General features: G+C 64.8%; 21 protein-coding genes and 1 tRNA gene. 12 read left to right on the plus strand and 10 right to left on the minus strand.

Annotated features, from left to right (window positions below; all coding sequences use genetic code 11):
• Nucleotides 1-17: 17 nt before the first annotated feature.
• Genes hemF through rng form a run of 6 tightly spaced genes read left to right on the plus strand, consistent with a single transcriptional unit; the run spans nt 18 to nt 5,006 of the window.
• Nucleotides 18-935, plus strand: coding sequence for an oxygen-dependent coproporphyrinogen oxidase (gene hemF / locus AC2EBU_RS02425; RefSeq protein WP_484608788.1), 918 nt, complete (start codon nt 18-20; stop codon nt 933-935).
• Nucleotides 926-1,558, plus strand: a complete 633-nt coding sequence (gene nadD / locus AC2EBU_RS02430) for a nicotinate (nicotinamide) nucleotide adenylyltransferase (protein ID WP_484608789.1) — start codon at nt 926-928, stop codon at nt 1,556-1,558. Before hemF ends, nadD begins: the two co-directional genes overlap by 10 nt.
• Nucleotides 1,551-2,336, plus strand: a complete 786-nt coding sequence (gene rsfS / locus AC2EBU_RS02435) for a ribosome silencing factor (protein WP_484608790.1) — start codon at nt 1,551-1,553, stop codon at nt 2,334-2,336. Before nadD ends, rsfS begins: the two co-directional genes overlap by 8 nt.
• Nucleotides 2,337-2,351: 15 nt before the next feature.
• Nucleotides 2,352-2,819: a 23S rRNA (pseudouridine(1915)-N(3))-methyltransferase RlmH gene (rlmH, locus tag AC2EBU_RS02440; protein WP_484608791.1), complete on the plus strand. Its 468-nt coding sequence runs from the start codon at nt 2,352-2,354 to the stop codon at nt 2,817-2,819.
• Nucleotides 2,820-2,832: 13 nt separating this feature from the next.
• Nucleotides 2,833-3,507, plus strand: coding sequence for a Maf family protein (locus tag AC2EBU_RS02445; RefSeq protein ID WP_484608792.1), 675 nt, complete (start codon nt 2,833-2,835; stop codon nt 3,505-3,507).
• An 11-nt stretch (nt 3,508-3,518) separates the two neighbouring features.
• Nucleotides 3,519-5,006 (plus strand): ribonuclease G, encoded by a 1,488-nt coding sequence (gene rng, locus AC2EBU_RS02450; RefSeq protein ID WP_484608793.1) that lies wholly within the window; start codon nt 3,519-3,521, stop codon nt 5,004-5,006.
• Between the two features lie 18 nt (nt 5,007-5,024).
• Here rng and msbA read toward each other — a convergent pair whose 3' ends face one another.
• Entirely contained in the window at nt 5,025-6,815 is a 1,791-nt protein-coding gene (gene msbA / locus AC2EBU_RS02455) for a lipid A export permease/ATP-binding protein MsbA (RefSeq protein WP_484608794.1), read from the minus strand.
• A gap of 125 nt (nt 6,816-6,940) precedes the next feature.
• Here msbA and tolB point away from each other — a divergent pair, with 125 nt between their 5' ends.
• From tolB to AC2EBU_RS02485, 6 genes are all read left to right on the plus strand, one after another.
• On the plus strand, nt 6,941-8,251 hold the full coding sequence (tolB, locus tag AC2EBU_RS02460) for a Tol-Pal system beta propeller repeat protein TolB (protein ID WP_484608795.1): 1,311 nt from the start codon (nt 6,941-6,943) through the stop codon (nt 8,249-8,251).
• A 42-nt stretch (nt 8,252-8,293) separates the two neighbouring features.
• Nucleotides 8,294-8,884 (plus strand): peptidoglycan-associated lipoprotein Pal, encoded by a 591-nt coding sequence (gene pal, locus AC2EBU_RS02465; protein ID WP_484608796.1) that lies wholly within the window; start codon nt 8,294-8,296, stop codon nt 8,882-8,884.
• Nucleotides 8,884-9,735 carry a tol-pal system protein YbgF gene (gene ybgF / locus AC2EBU_RS02470; protein ID WP_484608797.1) on the plus strand — a complete coding sequence of 284 codons (852 nt, stop codon included), beginning with the start codon at nt 8,884-8,886 and terminating at the stop codon, nt 9,733-9,735. Before pal ends, ybgF begins: the two co-directional genes overlap by 1 nt.
• A gap of 36 nt (nt 9,736-9,771) precedes the next feature.
• The gene (locus AC2EBU_RS02475) at nt 9,772-10,887 is read left to right on the plus strand and encodes a YeeE/YedE family protein (protein ID WP_484608798.1); all 1,116 of its coding nucleotides are present in this window, start codon (nt 9,772-9,774) and stop codon (nt 10,885-10,887) included.
• A complete protein-coding gene (locus tag AC2EBU_RS02480) occupies nt 10,887-11,711 on the plus strand; it encodes a tRNA threonylcarbamoyladenosine dehydratase (RefSeq protein ID WP_484608799.1) in 825 nt (274 codons plus the stop codon). The genes AC2EBU_RS02475 and AC2EBU_RS02480 overlap by 1 nt, the downstream gene beginning before the upstream one ends.
• 41 nt (nt 11,712-11,752) lie before the next feature.
• Nucleotides 11,753-11,828: transfer RNA gene (locus AC2EBU_RS02485), tRNA-Lys, on the plus strand.
• 104 nt (nt 11,829-11,932) lie between these two features.
• On the opposite strand, the gene AC2EBU_RS02490 is transcribed toward AC2EBU_RS02485, so the two are convergent.
• The 9 genes from AC2EBU_RS02490 to dapC form a co-directional block, all read right to left on the minus strand.
• Nucleotides 11,933-12,151: an HP1242/YdcH family protein gene (locus AC2EBU_RS02490; protein ID WP_484608800.1), complete on the minus strand. Its 219-nt coding sequence runs from the start codon at nt 12,149-12,151 to the stop codon at nt 11,933-11,935.
• 119 nt (nt 12,152-12,270) lie between these two features.
• The gene (locus AC2EBU_RS02495; protein ID WP_484608801.1) at nt 12,271-12,816 is read right to left on the minus strand and encodes a hypothetical protein; all 546 of its coding nucleotides are present in this window, start codon (nt 12,814-12,816) and stop codon (nt 12,271-12,273) included.
• Entirely contained in the window at nt 12,816-13,073 is a 258-nt protein-coding gene (locus AC2EBU_RS02500) for a GlsB/YeaQ/YmgE family stress response membrane protein (RefSeq protein WP_484608802.1), read from the minus strand. The genes AC2EBU_RS02495 and AC2EBU_RS02500 overlap by 1 nt, the downstream gene beginning before the upstream one ends.
• Nucleotides 13,074-13,231: 158 nt before the next feature.
• Nucleotides 13,232-15,271: an ABC-F family ATP-binding cassette domain-containing protein gene (locus AC2EBU_RS02505; RefSeq protein WP_484608803.1), complete on the minus strand. Its 2,040-nt coding sequence runs from the start codon at nt 15,269-15,271 to the stop codon at nt 13,232-13,234.
• Nucleotides 15,268-16,203, minus strand: coding sequence for a 50S ribosomal protein L3 N(5)-glutamine methyltransferase (gene prmB / locus AC2EBU_RS02510; protein WP_484608804.1), 936 nt, complete (start codon nt 16,201-16,203; stop codon nt 15,268-15,270). The genes AC2EBU_RS02505 and prmB overlap by 4 nt, the downstream gene beginning before the upstream one ends.
• On the minus strand, nt 16,200-17,369 hold the full coding sequence (gene dapE / locus AC2EBU_RS02515; protein ID WP_484608805.1) for a succinyl-diaminopimelate desuccinylase: 1,170 nt from the start codon (nt 17,367-17,369) through the stop codon (nt 16,200-16,202). Before dapE ends, prmB begins: the two co-directional genes overlap by 4 nt.
• A gap of 10 nt (nt 17,370-17,379) precedes the next feature.
• Complete coding sequence (locus tag AC2EBU_RS02520) at nt 17,380-18,528, minus strand: PilT/PilU family type 4a pilus ATPase (protein ID WP_484608806.1); 1,149 nt, start codon at nt 18,526-18,528, stop codon at nt 17,380-17,382.
• 24 nt (nt 18,529-18,552) lie between these two features.
• A complete protein-coding gene (dapD, locus tag AC2EBU_RS02525; RefSeq protein ID WP_484608807.1) occupies nt 18,553-19,377 on the minus strand; it encodes a 2,3,4,5-tetrahydropyridine-2,6-dicarboxylate N-succinyltransferase in 825 nt (274 codons plus the stop codon).
• On the minus strand, nt 19,374-20,594 hold the full coding sequence (gene dapC / locus AC2EBU_RS02530; RefSeq protein ID WP_484608808.1) for a succinyldiaminopimelate transaminase: 1,221 nt from the start codon (nt 20,592-20,594) through the stop codon (nt 19,374-19,376). The genes dapD and dapC overlap by 4 nt, the downstream gene beginning before the upstream one ends.
• Between the last annotated feature and the right edge of the window lie 82 nt (nt 20,595-20,676).

Genomic DNA, 20,676 nt, shown 5'->3' on the forward strand with positions numbered 1-20,676 from the left:
TCCCACCCCATCCGACCATGAACCCACCCGATATGGCTGCCGTCAGCCCCTATTTGCAGAGCCTGCAGCGCCGGATCACCGACTCGGTCACGGCCATGGACGGCGCCGCCTTTCTTGTCGATGAGTGGCGCAAAGCGCCGGGCGAGCCGCTGCAGGGCTGGGGACGCACTGCCATTGTGGAAGGGGGCGCGGTGTTCGAGCGGGCCGGCTGCGGGTTCTCGCACGTCAGCGGCCCGCGCCTGCCGCCGTCGGCGACCCAGCATCGCCCCGAGCTGGCCGGCGCACCGTTCGAAGCCATGGGCGTTTCGCTGGTGTTCCACCCCCGCAATCCCTATGTGCCGACCGTGCACATGAATGTGCGCATGATCAGCGCCGCGGCGCCCGGGCAGGCGCCCGTTGCATGGTTCGGCGGCGGCATGGACCTGACGCCGTATTACGGCTTCGACGACGACGCGGTGCATTTCCATACCGTCTGCCGGGATGCGCTGGCGCCGTTCGGCGCTGACAAATATCCGCGTTTCAAGACCTGGTGTGACGAATATTTCTGCCTCAAGCACCGCGGCGAGCAGCGCGGTGTGGGCGGCGTGTTTTTTGACGATTTTTCCGAAGGCGGCTTTGACAACGGCTTTGCCATGATCCGCGCCGTGGGTGATGCATTCCTGGTGGCCTATGAACCCATCGTCGCACGCCGGCGTGACACGCCGTATGGCGAGCGCGAACGCGATTTCCAGCTGTACCGCCGCGGTCGCTATGTGGAGTTCAACCTGGTCTGGGACCGGGGAACCCATTTCGGATTGCAGTCCGGGGGGCGCACCGAGTCCATCCTGTTGTCGATGCCGCCGCTGGTGAGTTGGTCCTACCAGCGCACCGACGGCGCCGGTTCGCCCGAAGCGGCGCTGCGGGAGCGCTTTCTGGTGCGCAAGGATTGGATTTGACGCGTCGGCAGCCGCTGCGGATCGGCGTGTTCGGCGGCGCGTTCGACCCGCCCCACCGGGCGCACGAGGCGCTGGCACGCGCGGCGATACACCGCCTGGCGCTGGACGCGCTGCGGGTGATACCCACCGGGCAGGCCTGGCACCGCCCGGCCCGGACCAGCGCCGCAGCGCACCGTGTTGCGATGGCGCAACTGGCGTTTGCCTCGGTGCCCGGCGCACAGGTCGACGACCGCGAGACCCGCCGCACCGGCGCCAGCTATACCGTGGACACCCTGCGCGAATTGCAGGCCGAGGAACCCGGCGTGCACTGGTTCCTTTTGATCGGTGAGGACCAGGCGGTTGCCTTTCGTCATTGGCGGGGCTGGGCCGAGATTTTGCAAATTGCTACACTCGTGATAGCTGAGAGAGACCAGAATACGCTGGGTACTGCCGAAAAAGAGGCCGAATTCGCGGTTTTGGCCCGCCAGGGGGAACTGGTACGGCTGCAGTGGCCACTCCAGCCGCTCAGCGCCACCACCATCCGCCACCGAGTGGCCGCGGGCGAGGGTATTGACGATCTGGTCCTTCCGTCCGTTGCACGTTATATTGAAACCAACCACCTCTACCACCACGCTGATGACTGATTCCACCGCCAAGAAAAACACCCAGAAACTCCAGCGGGCCGTCGTCGATGGCCTGGAAGATGTCAAGGCCCAGAATATTGTGGTGTTCAACACCGAACACCTGTCGGCGCTGTTCGAGCGGGTGGTGGTGGCCTCGGGGACGTCCAATCGGCAGACCAAGGCTTTGGCAGCGAGTGTGCGCGATGCGGTGCGGGAAGCCGGTTTCCCCAAACCCCGCGTCGAGGGCGAGGAGAACGGGGAGTGGATCATCGTCGACTGCGGCCAGGTCGTGGTTCACATCATGCAGCCGGCGATCCGCCAGTACTACAACCTGGAGGAGATCTGGGGTGACAAGCCCGTGCATCTCAAAGGCCCCGCGAGCCGCGTCCAGGTCGCTGCCGCCGCAAAGCCGGACACCAAACCGGCTCCTCGCGCGACTGCCGGCCGCGCAAAAGCCGTGACGCGGGCCGAATCGGAAGAAAAACAGGCGATACCCAGCGCAAAAAGGTCATCTTCTGCTGCAAAAAAGGTAGCTACGGCACCGGCTTCGAAGAAGCCGGCAGCGACGCCCGCCCGGGTTGCGGCGAAGAAGACCGCCGCACCACGCACCGCCGCATCGACCGCCCCGAAAGTCGGCGCCGCGCCCGCCAAAAAAGCATCCGCCGCAACCCGGAAAACGCCTGCGGCCGCCAAATCGGCCCCAGGAGCCGAATCGGCCACCGGTGCCAAAGCAGCGCCCGCTGCCGGCCGAAAGGCGCCCGCACGCAAATCGGCCAGCCGCACCGCGCCGAAGTCCTGACCGCCCGGCACGGCCATGAAGCTGCTGATTGTGGCCGTCGGTCAGCGTATCCCCGACTGGGCCCAGTCCGCATGGGATGACTACGCCAAGCGGTTTCCGCCCGAGTTGCGGGTCGAATTGCGGGCGGTGAAGACCGAGCCGCGGGCCTCGCGCACCCTGGAGACGTTGCTGGCCGCCGAGCGCCAGCGCATCGAATCGCAAATCGCGCGGGGCATGCGGGTGGTGGTGCTGGACGAACGCGGCGAGACCCTGACCACGCTGGCACTGGCCAGGCGCCTGCGCGACTGGCAGGGCGGTGGCGATGACGTTGCCCTGGTGATTGGCGGCCCGGACGGCCTGGAGCCCGACTTTCGCGCCGCCGCGCACGAACGCATCCGCTTGTCCGATCTGACCTTGCCCCATGCGCTGGCCCGGGTTCTGCTGGTCGAGCAGCTCTACCGCGCCTGGTCCGTCAACGCCCATCATCCCTACCATCGTGAATGAAAGCTGCGTTGCCATGACCCCGTTCCCGGAAGCAGGCGGTGGCATTTACCTGGCTTCCCAGAGCCCGCGCCGGCGGCAACTGCTGGACCAGATCGGCGTTCCCTGGTGTTTGCTCTTGCCCTCCGATGCGGCCGAGGAGGCCGCGCTGGAGTCCCTGGAGGCGGCGCGACCCGGGGAGGCTCCGGCCCGCTATGTTCAACGGGTCACCGGGCTGAAACTTGACGCGGCGGTGGCCCGCCGCGACCGCCTGGGCCTGCCGGACGCGCCGGTGCTGTGCGCCGACACCACGGTGGCGTTGGGGCGCCAGATTCTGGGCAAACCCGACAGCCCCGAGGCCGCCCGCACCATGCTGCAGGCCCTGGCCGGGAGGTCGCACCGGGTCCTGACCGCGGTGGCGGCACAGCTCGGACCGCGCCGCGAAAGCCGCCTGTCCATCTCGACGGTCTGGTTTGCGCCGCTCGATGCCAGGCGCATCGACGCCTATGTGGCATCGGCTGAGCCGTTCGGCAAAGCGGGCGGTTATGGCATTCAGGGACTGGCGGCCACCTTTGTGCGGCGCATCAGCGGCAGCTACACCGGCATCATGGGCTTGCCGCTGTATGAGACGGCAGAGTTGCTGGCGGCGTTGCGGGCGCCCGTCGGCAGGGCCCCACAGGCCGGAACCGGCCGTGCCGGCCCAAAGCGATGACAATGGCGGGCATGCAGCAGGACATCCTCATCAACTGGGCGCCCCAGGAAACCCGCGTGGCCGTGGTGGAAAACGGCGCCGTGCAGGAAATCCATGTCGAACGGACGCTGGAGCGTGGTCTGGTCGGCAATGTCTACCTGGGCAAGGTTGCGCGGGTGCTGCCCGGCATGCAGTCGGCATTCATCGACATCGGGTTGGACCGCGCGGCGTTCCTGCATGTCGCGGACGTCTGGCAACGCCAGGAGGGCGGGGAAACTCCGGCACAGTTGCGACAGGCGAATGGCAATGGGCAAGTGCCCAAGCCCATCGAAAAGCAGATATTCGAGGGTCAGGCGATCATGGTGCAGGTCATCAAGGACCCGATCGGCACCAAAGGCGCACGGCTTTCCACCCAGATCAGCATTGCCGGCCGAATGCTGGTGTTTCTGCCCCAGGACGACCATATCGGCGTTTCGCAGAAGATCGCGCCCGACCAGCGCGACAGTCTGCGCTCGCGGGTGCAGGCGCTTGCCGGTAGCGCAGGCGGGGGCTTCATCCTGCGTACCAACGCCGAAGATGCCACCGATGCAGAACTGGCCGACGACATCGCCTATTTGCGCAAGGCCTGGGCCCGGACGCGCGAGCGCGCAGGCAAACTGCCGCCGGCATCCCTCCTGCATCAGGATCTGGATCTGCTGCAGCGGGTTTTGCGCGATCTGGTTGGCGAAGGGACCCAGGCAATTCGGATCGATTCGAACGAACAGTTCCATCGTCTGATGACGTTCGGCCGGGAGTTCATGCCGGCTGCCGCCGCACGTCTTCAGCACTACAAGGGCGAGCGTCCCATTTTTGACCTTTATGGCATCGATGACGAGATTCTTCGCGCGCTGGGCCGGCGGGTCGAACTGAAGTCCGGTGGATACCTGATCGTGGATCAGACCGAGGCACTCACCACCATCGACGTCAATACCGGCGGTTTTGTGGGTGCCCGCAATTTCGACGACACCATCTTCAAGACCAATCTTGAAGCGGCCCAGGCCATTGCCCGCCAGCTGCGACTGCGCAATCTGGGCGGTATCGTCATTGTGGATTTCATCGACATGTCACGCGAAGACCACCAGGAGGCGGTTCTGGCGGAGTTGCGCCGCCAGCTCGCGCGCGACCGGGTCAAGACCTCGTCGGGCAGTTTCTCGCAGCTGGGGCTGGTCGAGATGACCCGCAAGCGCACCCGCGAATCGCTGGCCCATCTGCTGTGTCAGCCCTGTCCGGCCTGCGATGGCCGTGGCGTGGTGCGCACCGCGCGCACGGTGGCCTATGACATCCTGCGCGAGATCCTGCGGGAAGCGCGGCAGTTCAATCCGCGCGAATTCCGGGTGGTGGCCGCACCGGCGGTGATCGAACTGCTGCTGGACGAGGAAAACCAGCACCTTGCGGGCCTGTCGGATTTCATCGGCAAACCGATCTCCCTGCAGACCGAGGCTGCGCTCGGGCCTGAACAATACGACATCGTGCTCCTGTGAGCAGTGGCCGGCAGGCCGTCAGGCGGTGTCGGGCAGTGCGCCGCTGGGGTCAGCCGCCCGGTGCAGTCGTGCGTACAAGCCACCTTGCTCCAGCAGTGCGGCATGGGTGCCCTGTTCGACCACCCGGCCGCGGTTCATCACCACCACGCGGTCGGCATGTTCAATTGTGGACAGACGGTGCGCGACGATAAGGGTTGTGCGTCCCTGCATCAGGTGGGCCAAGGCGGCTTGCACGGCCCGTTCCGATTCCCCGTCGAGGGCTGACGTGGCTTCGTCAAGAATCAGGATGGGGGCGTCCTTGTAGAGGGCGCGCGCAATGGCCAGGCGCTGACGCTGTCCGCCGGACAACTGGGCCGCGTTGTGACCGAGTCGGGTGTCCATGCCCTGCGGCAGTCCGTCCACATGGTCGGCCAGATGGGCGGCCCGCAGGCACCGGGTGATGCGCTCCCGGTCGGGGATTTCTCCCAGGGCCACATTGGCGGCCAGCGTGTCGTTGAGCATCACGACATCCTGGCTGACCATGGCTAACTGGCGGCGCAGATCGGTCAGGCGGTAGTCCCGGATGTCCACACCATCAAGCAGTATCCTGCCGGCGCTGGCGGCAACAAAACGGGGCAACAGGTTGACCAGGGTCGTCTTTCCGGCGCCGGAGGGCCCGACAAAAGCGATCACTTCCCCGGCCCCGACCTGCAGATCGACTTGGTCAAGCGCGCAAACGCCGTCGGCAAAGCGCAACTGCGCCTTCTGCCACTCGATTTCCCCTCGGCACCGGCCGAGTGGGCGGCTGCCCGGCGTTTCGACCGGCACCTCGTCGAGCAGGCGCAGACCACGTTCGAGGGCAGCAACGCCACGGGTGATGGGGCCGGCGACATCGGCCAGGCGCCGGATCGGCGCGATCAGCATCAGCATGGCAGTGATGAAGGCGACAAACCCGCCAACCGTCACCGCATCGTGACCACCGGACTGGCTCTGCCACAACGCGATGGCTATCACCGCAGACAGCGCGACCGCCGCGAGCAACTGGGTCAGTGGGGTCGTGGCGGCCGAGGCCATGGTCGCGCGCACCGCCAGCCGCCGCAACTGCTGGCTCAACTGCCCGAACCGGCCGGCCTGCCCGGTTTGCGCGCCGTGCAGGCGAACCACGCGGTGCGCCAGGACGTTCTCTTCCACAACGTACGCCAGTTCATCGGTCGCTGCCTGGCTGTCACGGGTGAGGTGGTACAGACGCCGGGAAAACACCTTCATGATCCAGGCCACCCCCGGAACCGTCACACCGACGATCAGCGTCAGCTTCCAGTTCAGAAACAGCAGGTACGCGAGCAGCGCGAGCAAGGTGAAGCCGTCGCGAAAAACGGCCAGCAGCGCCTGGACCAGCAGCAGCGCCCCGGTCTGCACTTCGTAGACCACGGTGTTGGACAAGGCGCTGGCGGACTGGCGGCTGAACAGGCCCGGCTCGGCCTGCAGCAAACGGTCAAACAGGGCCTTGCGCAGGTCCAGCATGCCGTCGTTGGCGATTCGGGCCAGACCCACCTGGGAAACGAACTGCGCCAGGCCCCGGATGGCAAAGAGCCCGATCAGCGCGGCCGGTATCTGCCACAGCGGCAAGGCTCCGGCACTGAAGCCACGATCCAGCAGCGGCTGGAGCAGGGCGGGTATCAGGGGTTCCGTTGCAGCGCCGACCAATGCCGTGAGCAAAACCAGCGCCCAGAGGCTTCGCGGCCTGGAAAACCACGGAAGCAAGGCCCGAAGCCGATCGACCAATCGCGCAGGCGCGGGCGGTGTGGTCTCGGATGCAGCGTGGTCGGACATGGTGGCGGAGGATTCTACGGGCGGCCCCACGGTTGGGCCGGTAAAGGCGGCGCACCGGCCCGAAAGGCAGCGGCGGCCGTGCGATACTGCGCTTCCGTTTGAATCAGCCGCATAGCATTTCGGGCATGGATCTTTCCTTTCAGTTGCAGCAGTCCCGCTTTTTCCTTTCCCGGCGGCATGCCTTGGCCGCCATGGCGGCATGGCCGGTTGTGCCGGCCCTGGCCCAGTTTCGGGTCGAAGTAACCGGTGTGGGACTGACGCAACTTCCTTTGGCCGTGGCGCCATTGCGAGGCGAGACGGCCGGGCTGCCCTCTGTCAGCGCCATCGTTGCCGCCGACCTGGAACGCAGCGGCCAGTTTCGGCTGGCGGATACCGCCGGTGCGCCACCGCTGGACGAACTCAGCCGCCCTGACCTGGCCGCGTGGCGTCAGCGTGGCGCGGACTCTCTGGTCACGGGAAGCATCAATCGCCTGGCCGATGGCCGCATGGATGTCCGGTTTCGCTTGTGGGACCTTGTCCGGGGCCAGGACCTTGGCGGCCAGAGTTACGCGGTTGACGCGGGCGAATTGCGGCTGGTCGCGCATCGGGTGGCCGATTTCGTCTATGAAAAGCTGACGGGCGAACGGGGCGTTTTCTCATCGCGGATCGCCTATGTGACCCGTGTGGGGGGGCGCCACACCGTGTGGGTGGCTGATTCGGATGGGGAAAGCCCTCGTTCGGCGCTTGTCAGTCCCGAGCCGATCATTTCCCCGACCTGGTCACCCAACGGGCAGTCGCTGGCTTACGTTTCTTTCGAATCGCGCAAGCCGGTGGTCTTCATTCATGATGTGGCAACCGGTCGTCGGCGTCTGCTGGCCAATTTCCGCGGGTCCAACAGCGCGCCTGCCTGGGCGCCGAACGGCGCGACGGTGGCCCTCACCCTCAGCCGTGACGGCGGATCGCAATTGTTTCTCATGGATGCGACGGGTGGCGAACCGCGCCGGCTGGAAACCAGTTCGTCGATTGATACCGAACCCTGTTTTTCGCCGGACGGGCGGTGGGTCTATTTCGTCAGCGACCGAGGCGGTTCGCCCCAGATCTACCGCATTGCCGTACGCGGGGGGACGGCGGAGCGGGTGAGCTTTGACGGAACGTACAACATATCGCCGGCGTTGAGTCCGGATGGCCGCTTCATGGCCTTTGTCAGTCGCAGCGCGAGCGCCTTTCGACTACAGCTGATGGAGCTGTCCTCGGGGACAGTCACGGCGCTGACCGACACGCAGCACGACGAAAGTCCCAGTTTTGCCCCCAACAGCCGGCTCATCATGTACGCCACGCAGGTTCAGGGACGGGAGGCGTTGATGACAACGACGGTGGATGGGCGTATCAAGACGCGGTTGGCTGGACAGGCGGGTGACATTCGCGAGCCGGCCTGGGGGCCGTTTCCAAACGCCTGAACCCGGATAACCACGAACACCTGTATCGAGGGAGAAACATTGATGACTGTTCGAAACCATCGCACGCATCTCGCGGGTCTGGCCTTTGCGCTGTTGCTGACCGCCTGCGGAACGGGTGTCAAGCTCGACGAGGGCGCCCCGGTCGAAGACCGCACCGGAACGGCGGTGACGGGTGTCCCGTCAGGGCAACCGTCTTCCGGCGCGGAGGCCGGTCGCACGTCGCCGACGCCGCCGAGCACGAGCCAGGGCACCCAGGTTGCCCCGGTGACCGTGACACCGAGCCCGACCGAGCCAGCCTCGCCGGTCGGTGCCAACCTGGTGTTTTTCGACTACGACAGTTTTGTCATCAAGCCCGAGTTTCAGCTTGTGGTGGATGCCCATGCGCGTTATCTGCGCGCAAATCCTGGCAAGCGGGCCGTGGTCGAAGGGCATACGGACGAACGGGGCGGTCGGGAGTACAACGTCGCGCTGGGTCAAAAGCGGGCCGAAGCGGTGCAGCGGGCACTGGGCATCCTGGGTGTGGAATCGGCCCGTGTCGAGGCAATCAGCTTCGGCAAGGAAAAGCCCGCCCAGGCCGGTCAGGATGAGGCTGCGCACGCCCGCAACCGGCGTGCGGTGATTGTGGTGCGCTGATGAGGGAGCTGTCTGGTTTCCACGCGGTGCTGCGTCCTGTCCTGCCGATTTTGGCGGCGGGTTGTCTGCTGTGGCCCGGGACTGCTGCGGCGCTTTTTTCTGACGACGAAGCGCGCAAGGCAATCCTGGATCTCCGTGCCCGGGTTGAGGCCAACCGCGGACAAGCCGAATCGGCCGACACGCGACTGGCCGACGAAAATGCAGTGCTCCGACGCAGTCTGCTGGACCTGCAGAATCAGATAGAGGCGCTGAAGGCCGATCTGGCCCGTCAGCGGGGCGCCAATGAACAACTGGCGCGCGAGATTGCCGAAGGGCAGCGACGTGAACGAGACGGCGCCCAAGGCGCGGTCCAGCGGGTCCAGGCGGTCGACGAGCGGATGCGATCGCTGGACGACCGGCTCAAGGTGATTGACGAACGGCTGCGCTCGCTGGAGCCGCTGAAGGTTCAGGCCGACGGTCGCGAACTCCTGGTCAGTGCGGCGGAAAAACGCGACTTCGATGCCGCATTTGCCGCGTTCCGTGCCGGTGACTTCGCCGCGGCCCAGTCGGGACTGCAGAACTTCCTGCGCCGGCATCCCGCCAGCGCGTACCAGCCGTCAGTGCATTTCTGGCTGGGCAACGCCCAGTACGCCCAGAAAGACTTCAAGGACGCGTTGGCGAGTTTTCGCGCCATGTTGGCGGATGCCGGTGATCATCCGCGCGTTCCCGATGCCCTCCTGTCCGTGGCCAACTGCCAGATCGAACTCAAGGACATCCGTGGGGCGCGCAAGACCCTGGAAGACCTGGTGCGACTGCACCCGAAAAGCGAAGCGGCCACGGCCGCGCGGGAACGCTTGCCCAAGCTGCGGTGAAATAGCGGCCTTCGGGCAAGGACTTAAAATCGCTTGATGCAAGCGAACGAACTTTCCGCGCTCAGCCAGCAGGTGCTCTGGGCTGTATTCATTGTTTCCGCCCTGTTTGGCGTGATTGCCCAGAAAACCCATTTTTGCACCATGGGAGCGATCAGTGATGTCGTCAACATGGGCGACTGGAACCGCCTGCGGCAATGGGCGATGGCCGTTGGCGTCGGCATGATCGGCTTTGCCTCCATGGTCTGGCTGGGTTGGATCGATCCCGGCAAGAGCATTTATGCGGGTACCCGGTGGATCTGGTTGTCGGCATTGGTGGGTGGCGCATTCTTCGGGTTCGGCATGGTTCTCGCCTCCGGCTGCGGAAGCAAGACCCTCGTCCGGATCGGTGGCGGCAACCTGAAAGCCCTGGTGGTGTTTTTTGTCATGGGGTTTGCAGCGTTCGCGACCCTGAAAGGAATCACCGCCGTGTTGCGTGTCGCAACGGTCGATCGAGTCGCGGTGGAAATCAAGTCAGGCACCCAATTGCCGGGAATGGTGGCCTCGGTGCTCGGGCTGGACGCGCGGATTGCCGGCCTTGTTCTGGCCGGTCTGATCGGTGGTGCTCTGATCGTTTGGGCCCTGGCCGGCAGGGATTTTCGCAAGGCAGACAACCTGCTTGCCGGCTTCGGAATTGGCGCGGTGGTGGTGGCGATGTGGTGGGTGAGTGGCCGGCTTGGCTATGTTGCCGAACATCCGGAAACGCTTCAGGAGGCTTTTCTGGGGACTACGACCGGCCGAATGGAAGCACTGACCTTCACTGCACCGATGGCCTACACGCTGGACTGGTTTGTCTTTTTCAGTGACAAAAGCAAGGTGCTGACCCTGGCGGTGGTTTCGGTCTTCGGTGTCGTGGCGGGCTCGGCATTGTGGGCCTTGCTCAGCCGCTCCTTCCGCTGGGAGGGTTTTGCGAGCACGGAAGATCTCGCCAATCACCTGGTTGGCGCCACGCTCATGGGGATCGGGGGGGTGACCGCCATGGGCTGCACGGTCGGTCAGGGGCTCAGCGGAATGTCCACTTTGAGCATCACGAGTATGGTGGCGGTGCTTGGCATTGCGGCTGGCGCCGTTGCCGCATTTCGCTATCAGATGTGGCGCCTGGAACGCACCCTCTGATGGTGCCGCCGGAAGCGGACGGGTCGAAGAAATCATCGGCTGCGCCGACTGCGGATTTGCAGCGCCGGTTCGGCGGGCTTGATCGCCTCGTGGGCGGGCAGGCGGCAAATCGGGTGCGCCAGGGGCATGTTCTGGTGGTGGGGATCGGGGGGGTTGGTTCATGGGCTGCAGAAGCTCTGGCCCGAACCGGTATGTGCCGTATCAGTCTGGTGGACCTGGACCATGTTGCCGAATCCAACATCAATCGTCAGGTGCATGCGCTCGACAGCACGATCGGGCAAGCCAAAGTGGAAGCCATGCGCGCCCGGATTGCCGAGATTCATCCGGCCTGTCGCGTCGACGCCATAGACGACTTCGTTACGCCAGAGAACTGGGAGACCCTCTGCCCGGATGGGGTCGACGTGGTGATCGACGCCTGCGACGAGGTGCGTGTAAAAACAGCTCTGGCGGCGTGGGCACGGCGCACAGGCCGAGCGCTTGTTTTGGTCGGTGCTGCGGGTGGCAAGCGATCTGCGCAGGCGGTTGAACTTGACGATCTTGCGGCAGTGACCCACGACCCCTTGCTCGCTCAGGTTCGATACCGATTGCGCAAACACCACGCGGCGCCGCGAGGTACGGGCCGGATGAGGCTGGTGTGTGTTTTCAGCCGCGAACCGGTGATCGGCCCATCGCAATCCTGTGATGCGGCGGGGGATGGGAGCCTCAACTGTCACGGATACGGGTCGCTGGTGACGGTGACCGCAACGTTCGGTTTGTGTGCGGCCAATTGGGCGATCAATTACCTTGCCGACCAGGAAAAGCGTGAAAAACACGCTATAATCTAGGGCTTGTCGCGATGCATTCACAGTGTGAGTGCGGATCGTGTGGGACGTTAGCTCAGTTGGTAGAGCAGCGGACTTTTAATCCGTTGGTCGCAGGTTCGAATCCTGCACGTCCTACCAGAACATCAAGGCCCGCAAACTTTCGGTTTGCGGGCTTTTCTGTTTTCCGGGCCCCAAAAAACTGACGCGCCCCGGAGGCGCGTCGATTCAGACATGCTTTCGGATCAGGCTGCTGCGGCTTTGCGAAGGATCACGTACAACTGGTCCTTCAGGTGCAGCTTTTCCTTCTTGAGGGTTTCAATCTCCTCGTGGGTTCCCGGGAGGATATGGTTTTCCATGTTCTTGATTTTCTGGTCCAGATCGTTGTGCTTGTCAAACAGATGCTGGAAATGGTGGTCCGTGGTCTTGAGTCGGCTGATGAGGTCGCGATATTCGGGAAACATGGGCTCTCCTTGGTTGGGCGAAAGGCGGCAGCGACGCCGCCCTGCCGATGTAACTGTACCCGATCATGCCCACGTGCCCGCCATCCGGGACGGACGACCTAGGCCATGATTTCGGGGCGTCAGCCGGGGTGAGGGAAGTCAACCCGTTCGACCATTTCGGTTTGTGCAGCGGACGGAATTCGCAACTGCGCTGCGACGGCAACGCGGACGCAGTCACGGATATGTTGCTCGCCGAGGTATCGAATGGCGGTATAGCCCATGACCGCAGCAGCTGCCTGTCCGGCCAGCGGCACATACCGCGCAGCCTGCTTCGCTGTCAGCCGTACACCAACTGCCTGCGCGGCGCGAAGGATCAGATCGCGGGTGATGAGTTTGCCGATCAGGATGGTTCCGACCATACCGACCGCCTTCTGGATGCGCTCTCGCTGTCCCGGCGTCAAGCGGTCGATCTGATCCGGTAGCAGGCCGAATTCTCCGCTGATCCGGGGGATCAGGCGTGACAGCAACGCGGCGTCCACCGCCCAGTCAACGCCCGGTATCGGCACGGTGCTTGCCACACCCGCAACCAAGGCCCGCCGATGCAAAAGGGCGCGGCTGCGCCGAACCGCTTGTTCAAGGGCCGGGTTGCCGGCCGCCAGTTCCAGGGAAGACGGTGGCCGTGCCATCAGCTTGACGATTTGCTTTTGACGAAGGCGTAGGCGTACAGAAGCACGATGGCGCCGATCACAGAAGCAATGAAGCCTGGAGCCGACCCGGGCGCGTACAGGCCCAGGGCAGCGCCGCCGTAACCGGCGACGAAGGATCCCCCCACCCCGAGCAATGCGGTCATGATCAGGCCCAGTTTGTCATCACCCGGTTTCAGCGCCCGGGCGACGAAACCGACGATCAGGCCAATGAACAGTGAACCCAGAATCGACATCATGGCAAGCTCCTTGCAAAGGGTGGAAACACAACGCACTGTACCGTGCAGGGTTGACAAGCCAATGAACGCCAGCCGGTAACCGCGCTCGCGCAGGGAATTTTTGGCGGCCCTGTGGCGGGCCCATTACAGCGACGCCGAACGCTTGCCCGGCCCTCGTATCAGTCTTCCGCTGCCCTGCCGGCAAGTACCTCCAACTGGCCAGACAGTTCCAGCCATCTATCCTCGATCTCGTCCAATTCGGTTTGCAACAGCTTCAGACGTCGACCGGCCTGTGCGAGTTCGTGGGGCGGTATCGGTGAGCTCAGTCGCCCCTCCAGCAATGACTTTTCCGCGTTCAGCTGTTCCAGGGCCTGTTCGCACGCCAGCAGTTGCTTGCGCAGGGGGCGGCTTTGCTGCGCGAGTCCCTGGCGGCGTTGGGCATCCAGGCGCCGCTGTTCGCGTGCATCGGCAGCCCCCACCGGGGCGGAAACCGTCGGTTTGGAGGACTTTTCGACCATACCCAAAGGAAAAAGGTCGCTTGATGCTACGATATTTATAGCTTCCGCAGCGGGTTCGCGATCGGTGGCTGCGCGCAGGCGCTCCCGCGTTTGCCGCGCTTCGTCCAGCAGGTACTGCTGGTAGTCGTCCAGATCCCCGTCGAACGGCGCGACACCGCCACGGCCGACCAGCCAGAACTCGTCGCACACGGCCCGCAGCAAGGCGCGGTCGTGGCTGACCAGCATCACGGTGCCTTCGAACTCGTTGAGGGCGATGGACAGCGCCTCGCGGGTGGCCAGGTCCAGGTGGTTGGTGGGTTCGTCCAGCAGCAGCAGGTTGGGGCGCTGCCAGACCATCATGGCCAGGACCAGCCGGGCCTTTTCGCCACCGCTCATGGTGCCCACGGCCTGTTTGACCATGTCGCCGCTGAAGTTGAAGCTGCCCAGGAAGTTGCGCAGGTCCTGTTCGCGACCGGATTCGCGGGCGTTCGGGCCGAGCTCCCTGGCCAGGCGCACCATGTGTTCCAGCGGGTTGTCCTGGGGGCGCAGCACGTCAAGTTCCTGCTGGGCGAAATAGCCGATCGACAGGCCTTTGCCCTCGGTCACGGTGCCGGCCAGCGGGCGCATTTCGCGGGCAATGGTCTTGACCAGGGTGGACTTGCCCTGGCCGTTGGCGCCCAGAATGCCGATGCGCTGGCCCGCCAGCACCGATCGGTTCACGCCGCGCAGGATCGTCTTGGTGCCGTCTTCGCCGACGTAGCCGAAATCGGCGTCGGTGATCGCCAGCATGGGGTTGGGCAGGTTGACCGGTTCCTTGAACTCGAAGCTGAAATCGGCCTCGGCCAGCAGCGGGGCCACTTTTTCCATGCGTTCCAGCGCCTTGACCCGGCTTTGGGCCTGCTTGGCCTTGCTGGCCTTGGCCTTGAAGCGGTCGATGAACTTCTGCAGGTGGGCGATCTTGTCCTGCTGTTTGGCGAACGCCGCCTGCTGCAGTTCCATCTGCTGGGCGCGCAGTTCCTCGAACTTGCTGTAGTTGCCGCCGTAACGGGTCAGGCGGGCGTTTTCGATGTGCAGCGTCACGCCCGTCACCGCGTCCAGGAATTCGCGGTCGTGGCTGATGACGATCATGGTGCCGGCATAGCGCTGCAGCCAGCCTTCCAGCCAGACCAGGGCGTCCAGGTCCAGGTGGTTGGTGGGTTCGTCCAGCAGCAGCAGGTCGGACGGGCACATCAGGGCGCGGGCCAGCTGCAGCCGCATGCGCCAGCCGCCCGAAAAACTGTTCACCGGGGCCTGGAGTTCGCCCACCTTGAAGCCCAGGCCCAGGATCAGGGCCTGCGCGCGGGGCACCGCATCGTGCTCGCCGGCGTCGGCCAGGTCGGTGTACGCATGGGCCAGGGCCATGCCGTCGCCCGAGTCTTCAGCCTCCCGCAGTGCGGCCCGCAGCTCGGTCAGCCGGGTGTCGCCGCCGAGGACGAAGTCGGTGGCGCTGTCGTCGGTTTCGGGCATGTTCTGCGCCACCTGCGCCATACGCCAGCCACGCGGGAGGTCGAAATCGCCGCCGTCCTCGTGCAGGCTGCCGTTGAGCAGTGCGAACAGCGTCGACTTGCCGGCGCCGTTGCGGCCGACCAGGCCGACTTTTTCGCCGGGGTTGATGACGGTGGAGGCGCCGTCGAGCAACACCTTCGCGCTGCGGCGAAGGACTACATTTTTCAGGATGATCATGGGGCGGGAGGGTGTCCGGCCAGCGCCTCGCGCGTGACCAGCAGCACCTGATCGTCGCCGGCGCTGGTGTCCAGCCAGACGACTTCGAGGTGCGGGAAGGCGTTTTCAAAGTGGGGGCGCTCGTTGCCGATCTCCAGCACCAGCACCGCGTCGTCGCTCATGTGTGCGGGCGCCTCGCGCAGCAGGGCGCGCACAAAGTTCATGCCGTCACAGCCACCGGCCAGCGCCAGCGCGGGTTCGGCGCGGTACTCCGCCGGCAGGTGGTCCATGCTGGCGCTGTTGACATAGGGCGGGTTGCAGAGGATGAGGTCGAAGCGGCCCGGCACGGCCGCCAGACCATCCGATTCGAGCAGGGTGATGCGGTCGGCCAGCGCGTGCCGGTCGACATTGATGCGGGCCACGGCCAGGGCATCGGCGGAGATATCGGCGCCGACCACCCGGACGTCCGGCCAGACCATCGCGGCCAGCACGGCCAGGCTGCCGTTGCCGGTGCACAGGTCCAGCACCTGCCGGGTGTGTTCCCCCAGCCAGGGATCGATGCTGCCGTCGGCCAGCAGTTCGGCGATGAAGCTGCGCGGCACGATGGCACGCTCGTCCACATAGAACGGCACGCCTTGCAGCCAGGCTTCGCGCGTGAGGTACGCAGCCGGCTTGCGGGTGCTGATGCGGGCGGTCACCAGCGCGGCCACACGGGCCTGCGTGGCGTCATCGACCAGGTCTTCGGCGACCGAATCGGGGCCCTCCAGCGCGCTGTCCAGCGGCAGGCCCAGGCCCCAGAGCACCAGCCAGGCGGCTTCGTCGAAGGCGTTGGTGGTACCGTGGCCGAAGGCGATGCCGGCTTCGGTGAAATCGCGGGCCGCGGCCTCGATCAGACCTTGCACGGTGGCCGTGGTGTGCGCACGAGTTTGGGCGGGGCCCGGCGTGTCGCTCATGTGCGCAGCCCCTCGTCCAGGTTTTCCAGCACGCGGCGGTAGATGGCCGTCAGCGGCTCGATGTCGGACAGCGGCACGTTTTCGTCGATTTTGTGAATGGTGGCATTGGTCGGGCCGAGCTCGATGACTTCCGGACAGATGCGGGCGATGAAGCGGCCGTCGCTGGTGCCTCCGGTGGTGGACAGCTGGGTTTCGACGCCGGTTTCGGCACGGATGGCCGCCTGCACCGCCGCCACCAGCGTGCCCGGCCGCGTGAGAAACGGCAGTCCGCCGAGTGTCCACTGCAGATCGAAGGTCAGGCCGTGCCGCTCCAGCACGGCCTGCAGGCGCTGTTGCAGGCCTTCAGGGGTGGATTCCGTGGAAAAACGGAAATTGAAATCCACCACCACGGTGCCGGGAATCACGTTGCTGGCACCGGTGCCGCCGTGGATGTTGCTGACCTGCCAGGTGGTGGGCGGGAAGAAATCGTTGCCGCGGTCCCATTCGACAGCGACCAGTTCGGCCAGCGCCGGTGCGAGCCGGTGAATGGGGTTGTCGGCCAGGTGCGGGTAGGCGATGTGGCCCTGTATGCCCTTGACCGTGAGACGGCCGCTCATGGTGCCGCGTCGCCCGTTCTTGATCATGTCGCCGGTGCGCTCCACCGAGGTGGGTTCGCCGACGATGCACCAGTCGAGCCGCTGACCCCGCGCGCGCAAGCGGTCGCAGACGATCACGGTGCCGTCGCGTGCCGGCCCTTCTTCATCACTGGTCAGCAGGAAGGCCAGCCCCAGCGGCGCCTTCGGAGAATCGGCAAGAAATTGTTCGGTGGCCACCACCATCGCCGCCAGCGAGGTTTTCATGTCGCTGGCGCCGCGGCCCCACAGCCTGCCGTCACGATGCGTGGGCACAAACGGTGGGCTGGTCCATTGGTCAACCGGACCGGTGGGGACGACGTCCGTGTGGCCGGCAAAAACCAGTGTCGGCGTGTCCCGCTCGCTGGCACCTTCCGGGATGCGCAAGGCCCAGAGGTTGCGAACCCGGAAATCCTCAGGACCACTGTCAATGATTTCGCATTGAAAACCCAGCGGTTTCAGCCGATCGACGAGGATGTCCATGCAGCCCTTGTCCGCAGGTGTTACCGAGGCGCGGGATATCAATTGTTCGGCCAGCCGAACGGTGGGTGTCATGCTGAGCCCGTCAGTGGTGGACGTCGAGAGTGATCTCGGTGAAAGATGCCTGATCGCTGGGCTCTTCCGGTGCCGCCGCCTGTGCCGCTTTCTGCTGGGCGAAATCGTTTTGCAGACGCCACATCAGGTTGGTGGGGGAGTCGGCGTGGGCGATACCTTCCTTGCGATCAATCTTGCCCTCGACGATCAGGCGGGCGATGTCCTGCTCGAAAGTCTGCGAACCCTCCGCCATGGCGTTGTTCATCGCTTCCTTCACACCGGAGAAGTCGCCTTTTTCGATCAGGTCGGACACCAGGCGGGAGTTGAGCATGACCTCCATCGCCGGAACCCGCGAGTTGGTGGTCGTGCGCAGCAATCGCTGTGAAATGATGGCTTTGAGCGCAGACGCCAGGTCGCCCAGCAGGGCCGGACGGACTTCGACGGGATAAAAACTCAGCACCCGGTTGAGAGCCTGGTAGCTGTTGTTGGCGTGCATGGTCGCCAGGCACAGATGCCCCGATTGCGCGTAGGCAATAGCGGCCGACATGGTTTCGCGGTCGCGGATTTCGCCGATCATGATCACGTCAGGCGCCTGGCGAAGGGCGTTTTTCAACCCGACCGACAAAGTGGCCGTGTCGGTGCCGACTTCGCGCTGGTTGACGATGGATTTCTTGTTCCGGAAGATGAACTCCACCGGGTCTTCCACCGTCAGGATGTGACCCATGACCTGCTCGTTGCGGTGGTCGATCATCGAGGCCAGGGTGGTGCTCTTGCCGGCCCCGGTGGAGCCGACCATCAGGATCAGCCCGCGCTTTTCCATGATCAGACTCTCCAGCACCAGCGGCACGTTCAAGGTTCGCAGCGGGGGAATGTCGGGCGTGATGAAGCGGATGACGACTGCATAGGTACCGCGTTGGCGCATGGCACTGACCCGGAAGTTGCCTATCCCTTCCAGCGGAACCGCCATGTTGAGCTCGCCGGTTTCCTTGAGTTCCTCAATGCGGATCGGTGCCACCACCTCCGAGATCAGGCTCAAAGGCGCCTCGGGCGGCAGGATCTGACTGTTGATCGGGATGCACTGGCCGTTGATTTTTATGACTGCCGGCGCATTGGCCGACAGGTAGACATCCGAGGCCTTGCGTTCCGCCATCAGGCGAAGAATTCGCTCCATCATGCTCATGGTTCAGCCTCGCTCTCTTGGAAATCAATCGCGCAGCAAATCGTTCAAACTGGTTTTGGCACGGGTCTGGGCGTCCACCCGCTTGACGATCACAGCGCAGTACAAACTGTACTTGCCGTCCGCGCTGGGCAAATTGCCGCTGACCACGACGGAGCCGGCCGGTATGCGGCCGTAACTTACTTCGCCGGTGGCACGGTCATAGATTTTGGTGCTTTGACCGATGTACACCCCCATGGAGATCACCGAGTTTTCTTCGACGATCACACCTTCCACCACTTCCGAGCGGGCGCCAATGAAACAGTTGTCCTCGATGATGGTCGGGTTGGCCTGCAGCGGCTCCAGCACACCGCCCAGGCCCACGCCTCCGGACAGGTGCACATTCTTGCCGACCTGCGCGCAGCTGCCCACCGTGGCCCAGGTGTCGACCATGGTGCCTTCACCGACGTGGGCGCCGATGTTGACGTAGCTGGGCATCAGGATGGCGCCGGGGGCGATGAAACTGCCGCGGCGGGCCACGGCCGGGGGCACCACACGCACGCCGGTGGCGCGCAGTTGCTCTTCGCTCAGGCCGGAAAACTTGGTCGGCACCTTGTCATAGAAGCCCAGGTCACCTGCGGCGACCACTTCGTTGTCCCGCAGCCGGAACGACAGCAGGACGGCTTTCTTGATCCACTGGTGCACCGTCCACTGGCCGACCGCCTCGCGGGTGGCGACGCGCAGGCGTCCGGCGTCCAGTTCGGCAATCACGTGCTCGACGGCGTCGACGGTCTCGCTTGGAGCCGCTTTGGGTGACAGGTTGGCCCGGTTTTCCCAGGCGGCGTCGATGATCTGCTGCAGTTGTTGGCTCATTGTCTGGACGGATTGGAGTTAAATTGGACGAACTGGACGATTCGCTGGGCGGCTTCCAGGCATTCGGCGGTTTGCGCCACAAGCGCCATGCGGACGCGGCCGCGTCCGGGATTGAACCCTTGTGCTTCCCGGGCAAGGTAACTGCCCGGCAGGACGGTGACATTGTATTGGGCGAACAAGTCTCGGGCGAAGGCCTGGTCGTCGCCATTCCATGCCGGCGGCACGCCCGCCCACAGGTAGAAGCCGGCGTCCGGCAAGGCAACGTCGAGGACCGTGGCCAGCAAAGGCGTGACCTGCGCGAACTTCTCGCGGTACAGGTGACGGTTGTCGACGACATGCGACTCATCGCCCCAGGCCGCGACGCTCGCCGTCTGGACGACCGGACTCATGGCGCTGCCGTGGTAGGTGCGGTAGAGCAGGAAGCTTTTGATCAGCCGCGCGTCGCCAGCGACAAAACCTGAGCGCATTCCGGGTACGTTGCTGCGTTTCGACAGGCTGGTCAACATGATCAGGTTGCGAAAGTCCGTGCGCCCCAGACGGCGGGCCGCTTCAAGCCCGCCCAGCGGCGGCTCTTCACGGAAATAAATTTCGCTGTAGCACTCATCCGACGCAATGACAAAGCCGTAGCGGTCCGACAGGGCGAAAAGTCGCTCCCACTCGGCCAGCGGCATTACGGCTCCGGTGGGGTTGCCCGGCGAGCAGACGACCAGCAATTGGGTCTGTGCCCAGACCGTCTCGGGAACGCGGTCCCAGTCGACGCCAAAGTTGCGGGCCGCGTCACTGGGCGCGTAATACGGGGTGGCACCTGCCAGCAGCGCGGCGCCCTCGTAGATCTGATAGAAGGGATTGGGACACACCACGGTGGCGCCCGGGCGAGAAGAGTCGACCACGGTCTGGGTCAGCGAGAACAAGGCCTCGCGCGATCCAAGAACCGGCAGCACCTGGGTCGCCGGGTCCACCGCCAGCCCGTAACGCCGCTGCATCCAATCGGCGCAGGCATTGCGCAGCGCCGGCTCGCCCGCTGTCGCCGGGTAGCCAGCCAGACCCTTGTCCAGCGCACCGGCCATGGCCTGCTTGATGAAGTCCGGCGTGGCGTGTCGCGGCTCCCCGATGCCCAGGCTGATCGCTTGCAGCGCCGGGTTCGGCGTCACTCCGGCAAACAGTTGACGCAAGCGCTCGAACGGATAAGGCTGCAGACGGTTCAGGAGGGGATTCATGGCGCCCGATTATCGTCCGCTGCCGTGGTGGTCGTCCGCAACCGGGCTCCGCCAGCAGAAAAAGTAATGAAAACAGGCGATA

This window comes from Curvibacter sp. T50, assembly GCF_057219955.1.

Bases quoted from the DNA above. Each gene is read 5' to 3' on its own strand.
- AC2EBU_RS02490 (WP_484608800.1), bottom strand. From the start codon at position 12,151: ATGTTTCCCGAATATCGCGACCTCATCAGCCGACTCAAGACCACGGAC.
- rng (WP_484608793.1), top strand. From the start codon at position 3,519: ATGCAGCAGGACATCCTCATCAACTGGGCGCCCCAGGAAACCCGCGTG.
- ybgF (WP_484608797.1), top strand. From the start codon at position 8,884: ATGAGGGAGCTGTCTGGTTTCCACGCGGTGCTGCGTCCTGTCCTGCCG.
- tolB (WP_484608795.1), top strand. From the start codon at position 6,941: ATGGATCTTTCCTTTCAGTTGCAGCAGTCCCGCTTTTTCCTTTCCCGG.
- msbA (WP_484608794.1), bottom strand. From the start codon at position 6,815: ATGTCCGACCACGCTGCATCCGAGACCACACCGCCCGCGCCTGCGCGA.
- AC2EBU_RS02445 (WP_484608792.1), top strand. From the start codon at position 2,833: ATGACCCCGTTCCCGGAAGCAGGCGGTGGCATTTACCTGGCTTCCCAG.
- AC2EBU_RS02505 (WP_484608803.1), bottom strand. From the start codon at position 15,271: ATGATCATCCTGAAAAATGTAGTCCTTCGCCGCAGCGCGAAGGTGTTG.
- pal (WP_484608796.1), top strand. From the start codon at position 8,294: ATGACTGTTCGAAACCATCGCACGCATCTCGCGGGTCTGGCCTTTGCG.
- dapC (WP_484608808.1), bottom strand. From the start codon at position 20,594: ATGAATCCCCTCCTGAACCGTCTGCAGCCTTATCCGTTCGAGCGCTTG.
- AC2EBU_RS02520 (WP_484608806.1), bottom strand. From the start codon at position 18,528: ATGAGCATGATGGAGCGAATTCTTCGCCTGATGGCGGAACGCAAGGCC.
- dapD (WP_484608807.1), bottom strand. From the start codon at position 19,377: ATGAGCCAACAACTGCAGCAGATCATCGACGCCGCCTGGGAAAACCGG.
- hemF (WP_484608788.1), top strand. From the start codon at position 18: ATGAACCCACCCGATATGGCTGCCGTCAGCCCCTATTTGCAGAGCCTG.
- AC2EBU_RS02475 (WP_484608798.1), top strand. From the start codon at position 9,772: ATGCAAGCGAACGAACTTTCCGCGCTCAGCCAGCAGGTGCTCTGGGCT.
- AC2EBU_RS02480 (WP_484608799.1), top strand. From the start codon at position 10,887: ATGGTGCCGCCGGAAGCGGACGGGTCGAAGAAATCATCGGCTGCGCCG.
- AC2EBU_RS02495 (WP_484608801.1), bottom strand. From the start codon at position 12,816: ATGGCACGGCCACCGTCTTCCCTGGAACTGGCGGCCGGCAACCCGGCC.
- dapE (WP_484608805.1), bottom strand. From the start codon at position 17,369: ATGACACCCACCGTTCGGCTGGCCGAACAATTGATATCCCGCGCCTCG.
- rlmH (WP_484608791.1), top strand. From the start codon at position 2,352: ATGAAGCTGCTGATTGTGGCCGTCGGTCAGCGTATCCCCGACTGGGCC.
- prmB (WP_484608804.1), bottom strand. From the start codon at position 16,203: ATGAGCGACACGCCGGGCCCCGCCCAAACTCGTGCGCACACCACGGCC.
- AC2EBU_RS02500 (WP_484608802.1), bottom strand. From the start codon at position 13,073: ATGATGTCGATTCTGGGTTCACTGTTCATTGGCCTGATCGTCGGTTTC.
- rsfS (WP_484608790.1), top strand. From the start codon at position 1,551: ATGACTGATTCCACCGCCAAGAAAAACACCCAGAAACTCCAGCGGGCC.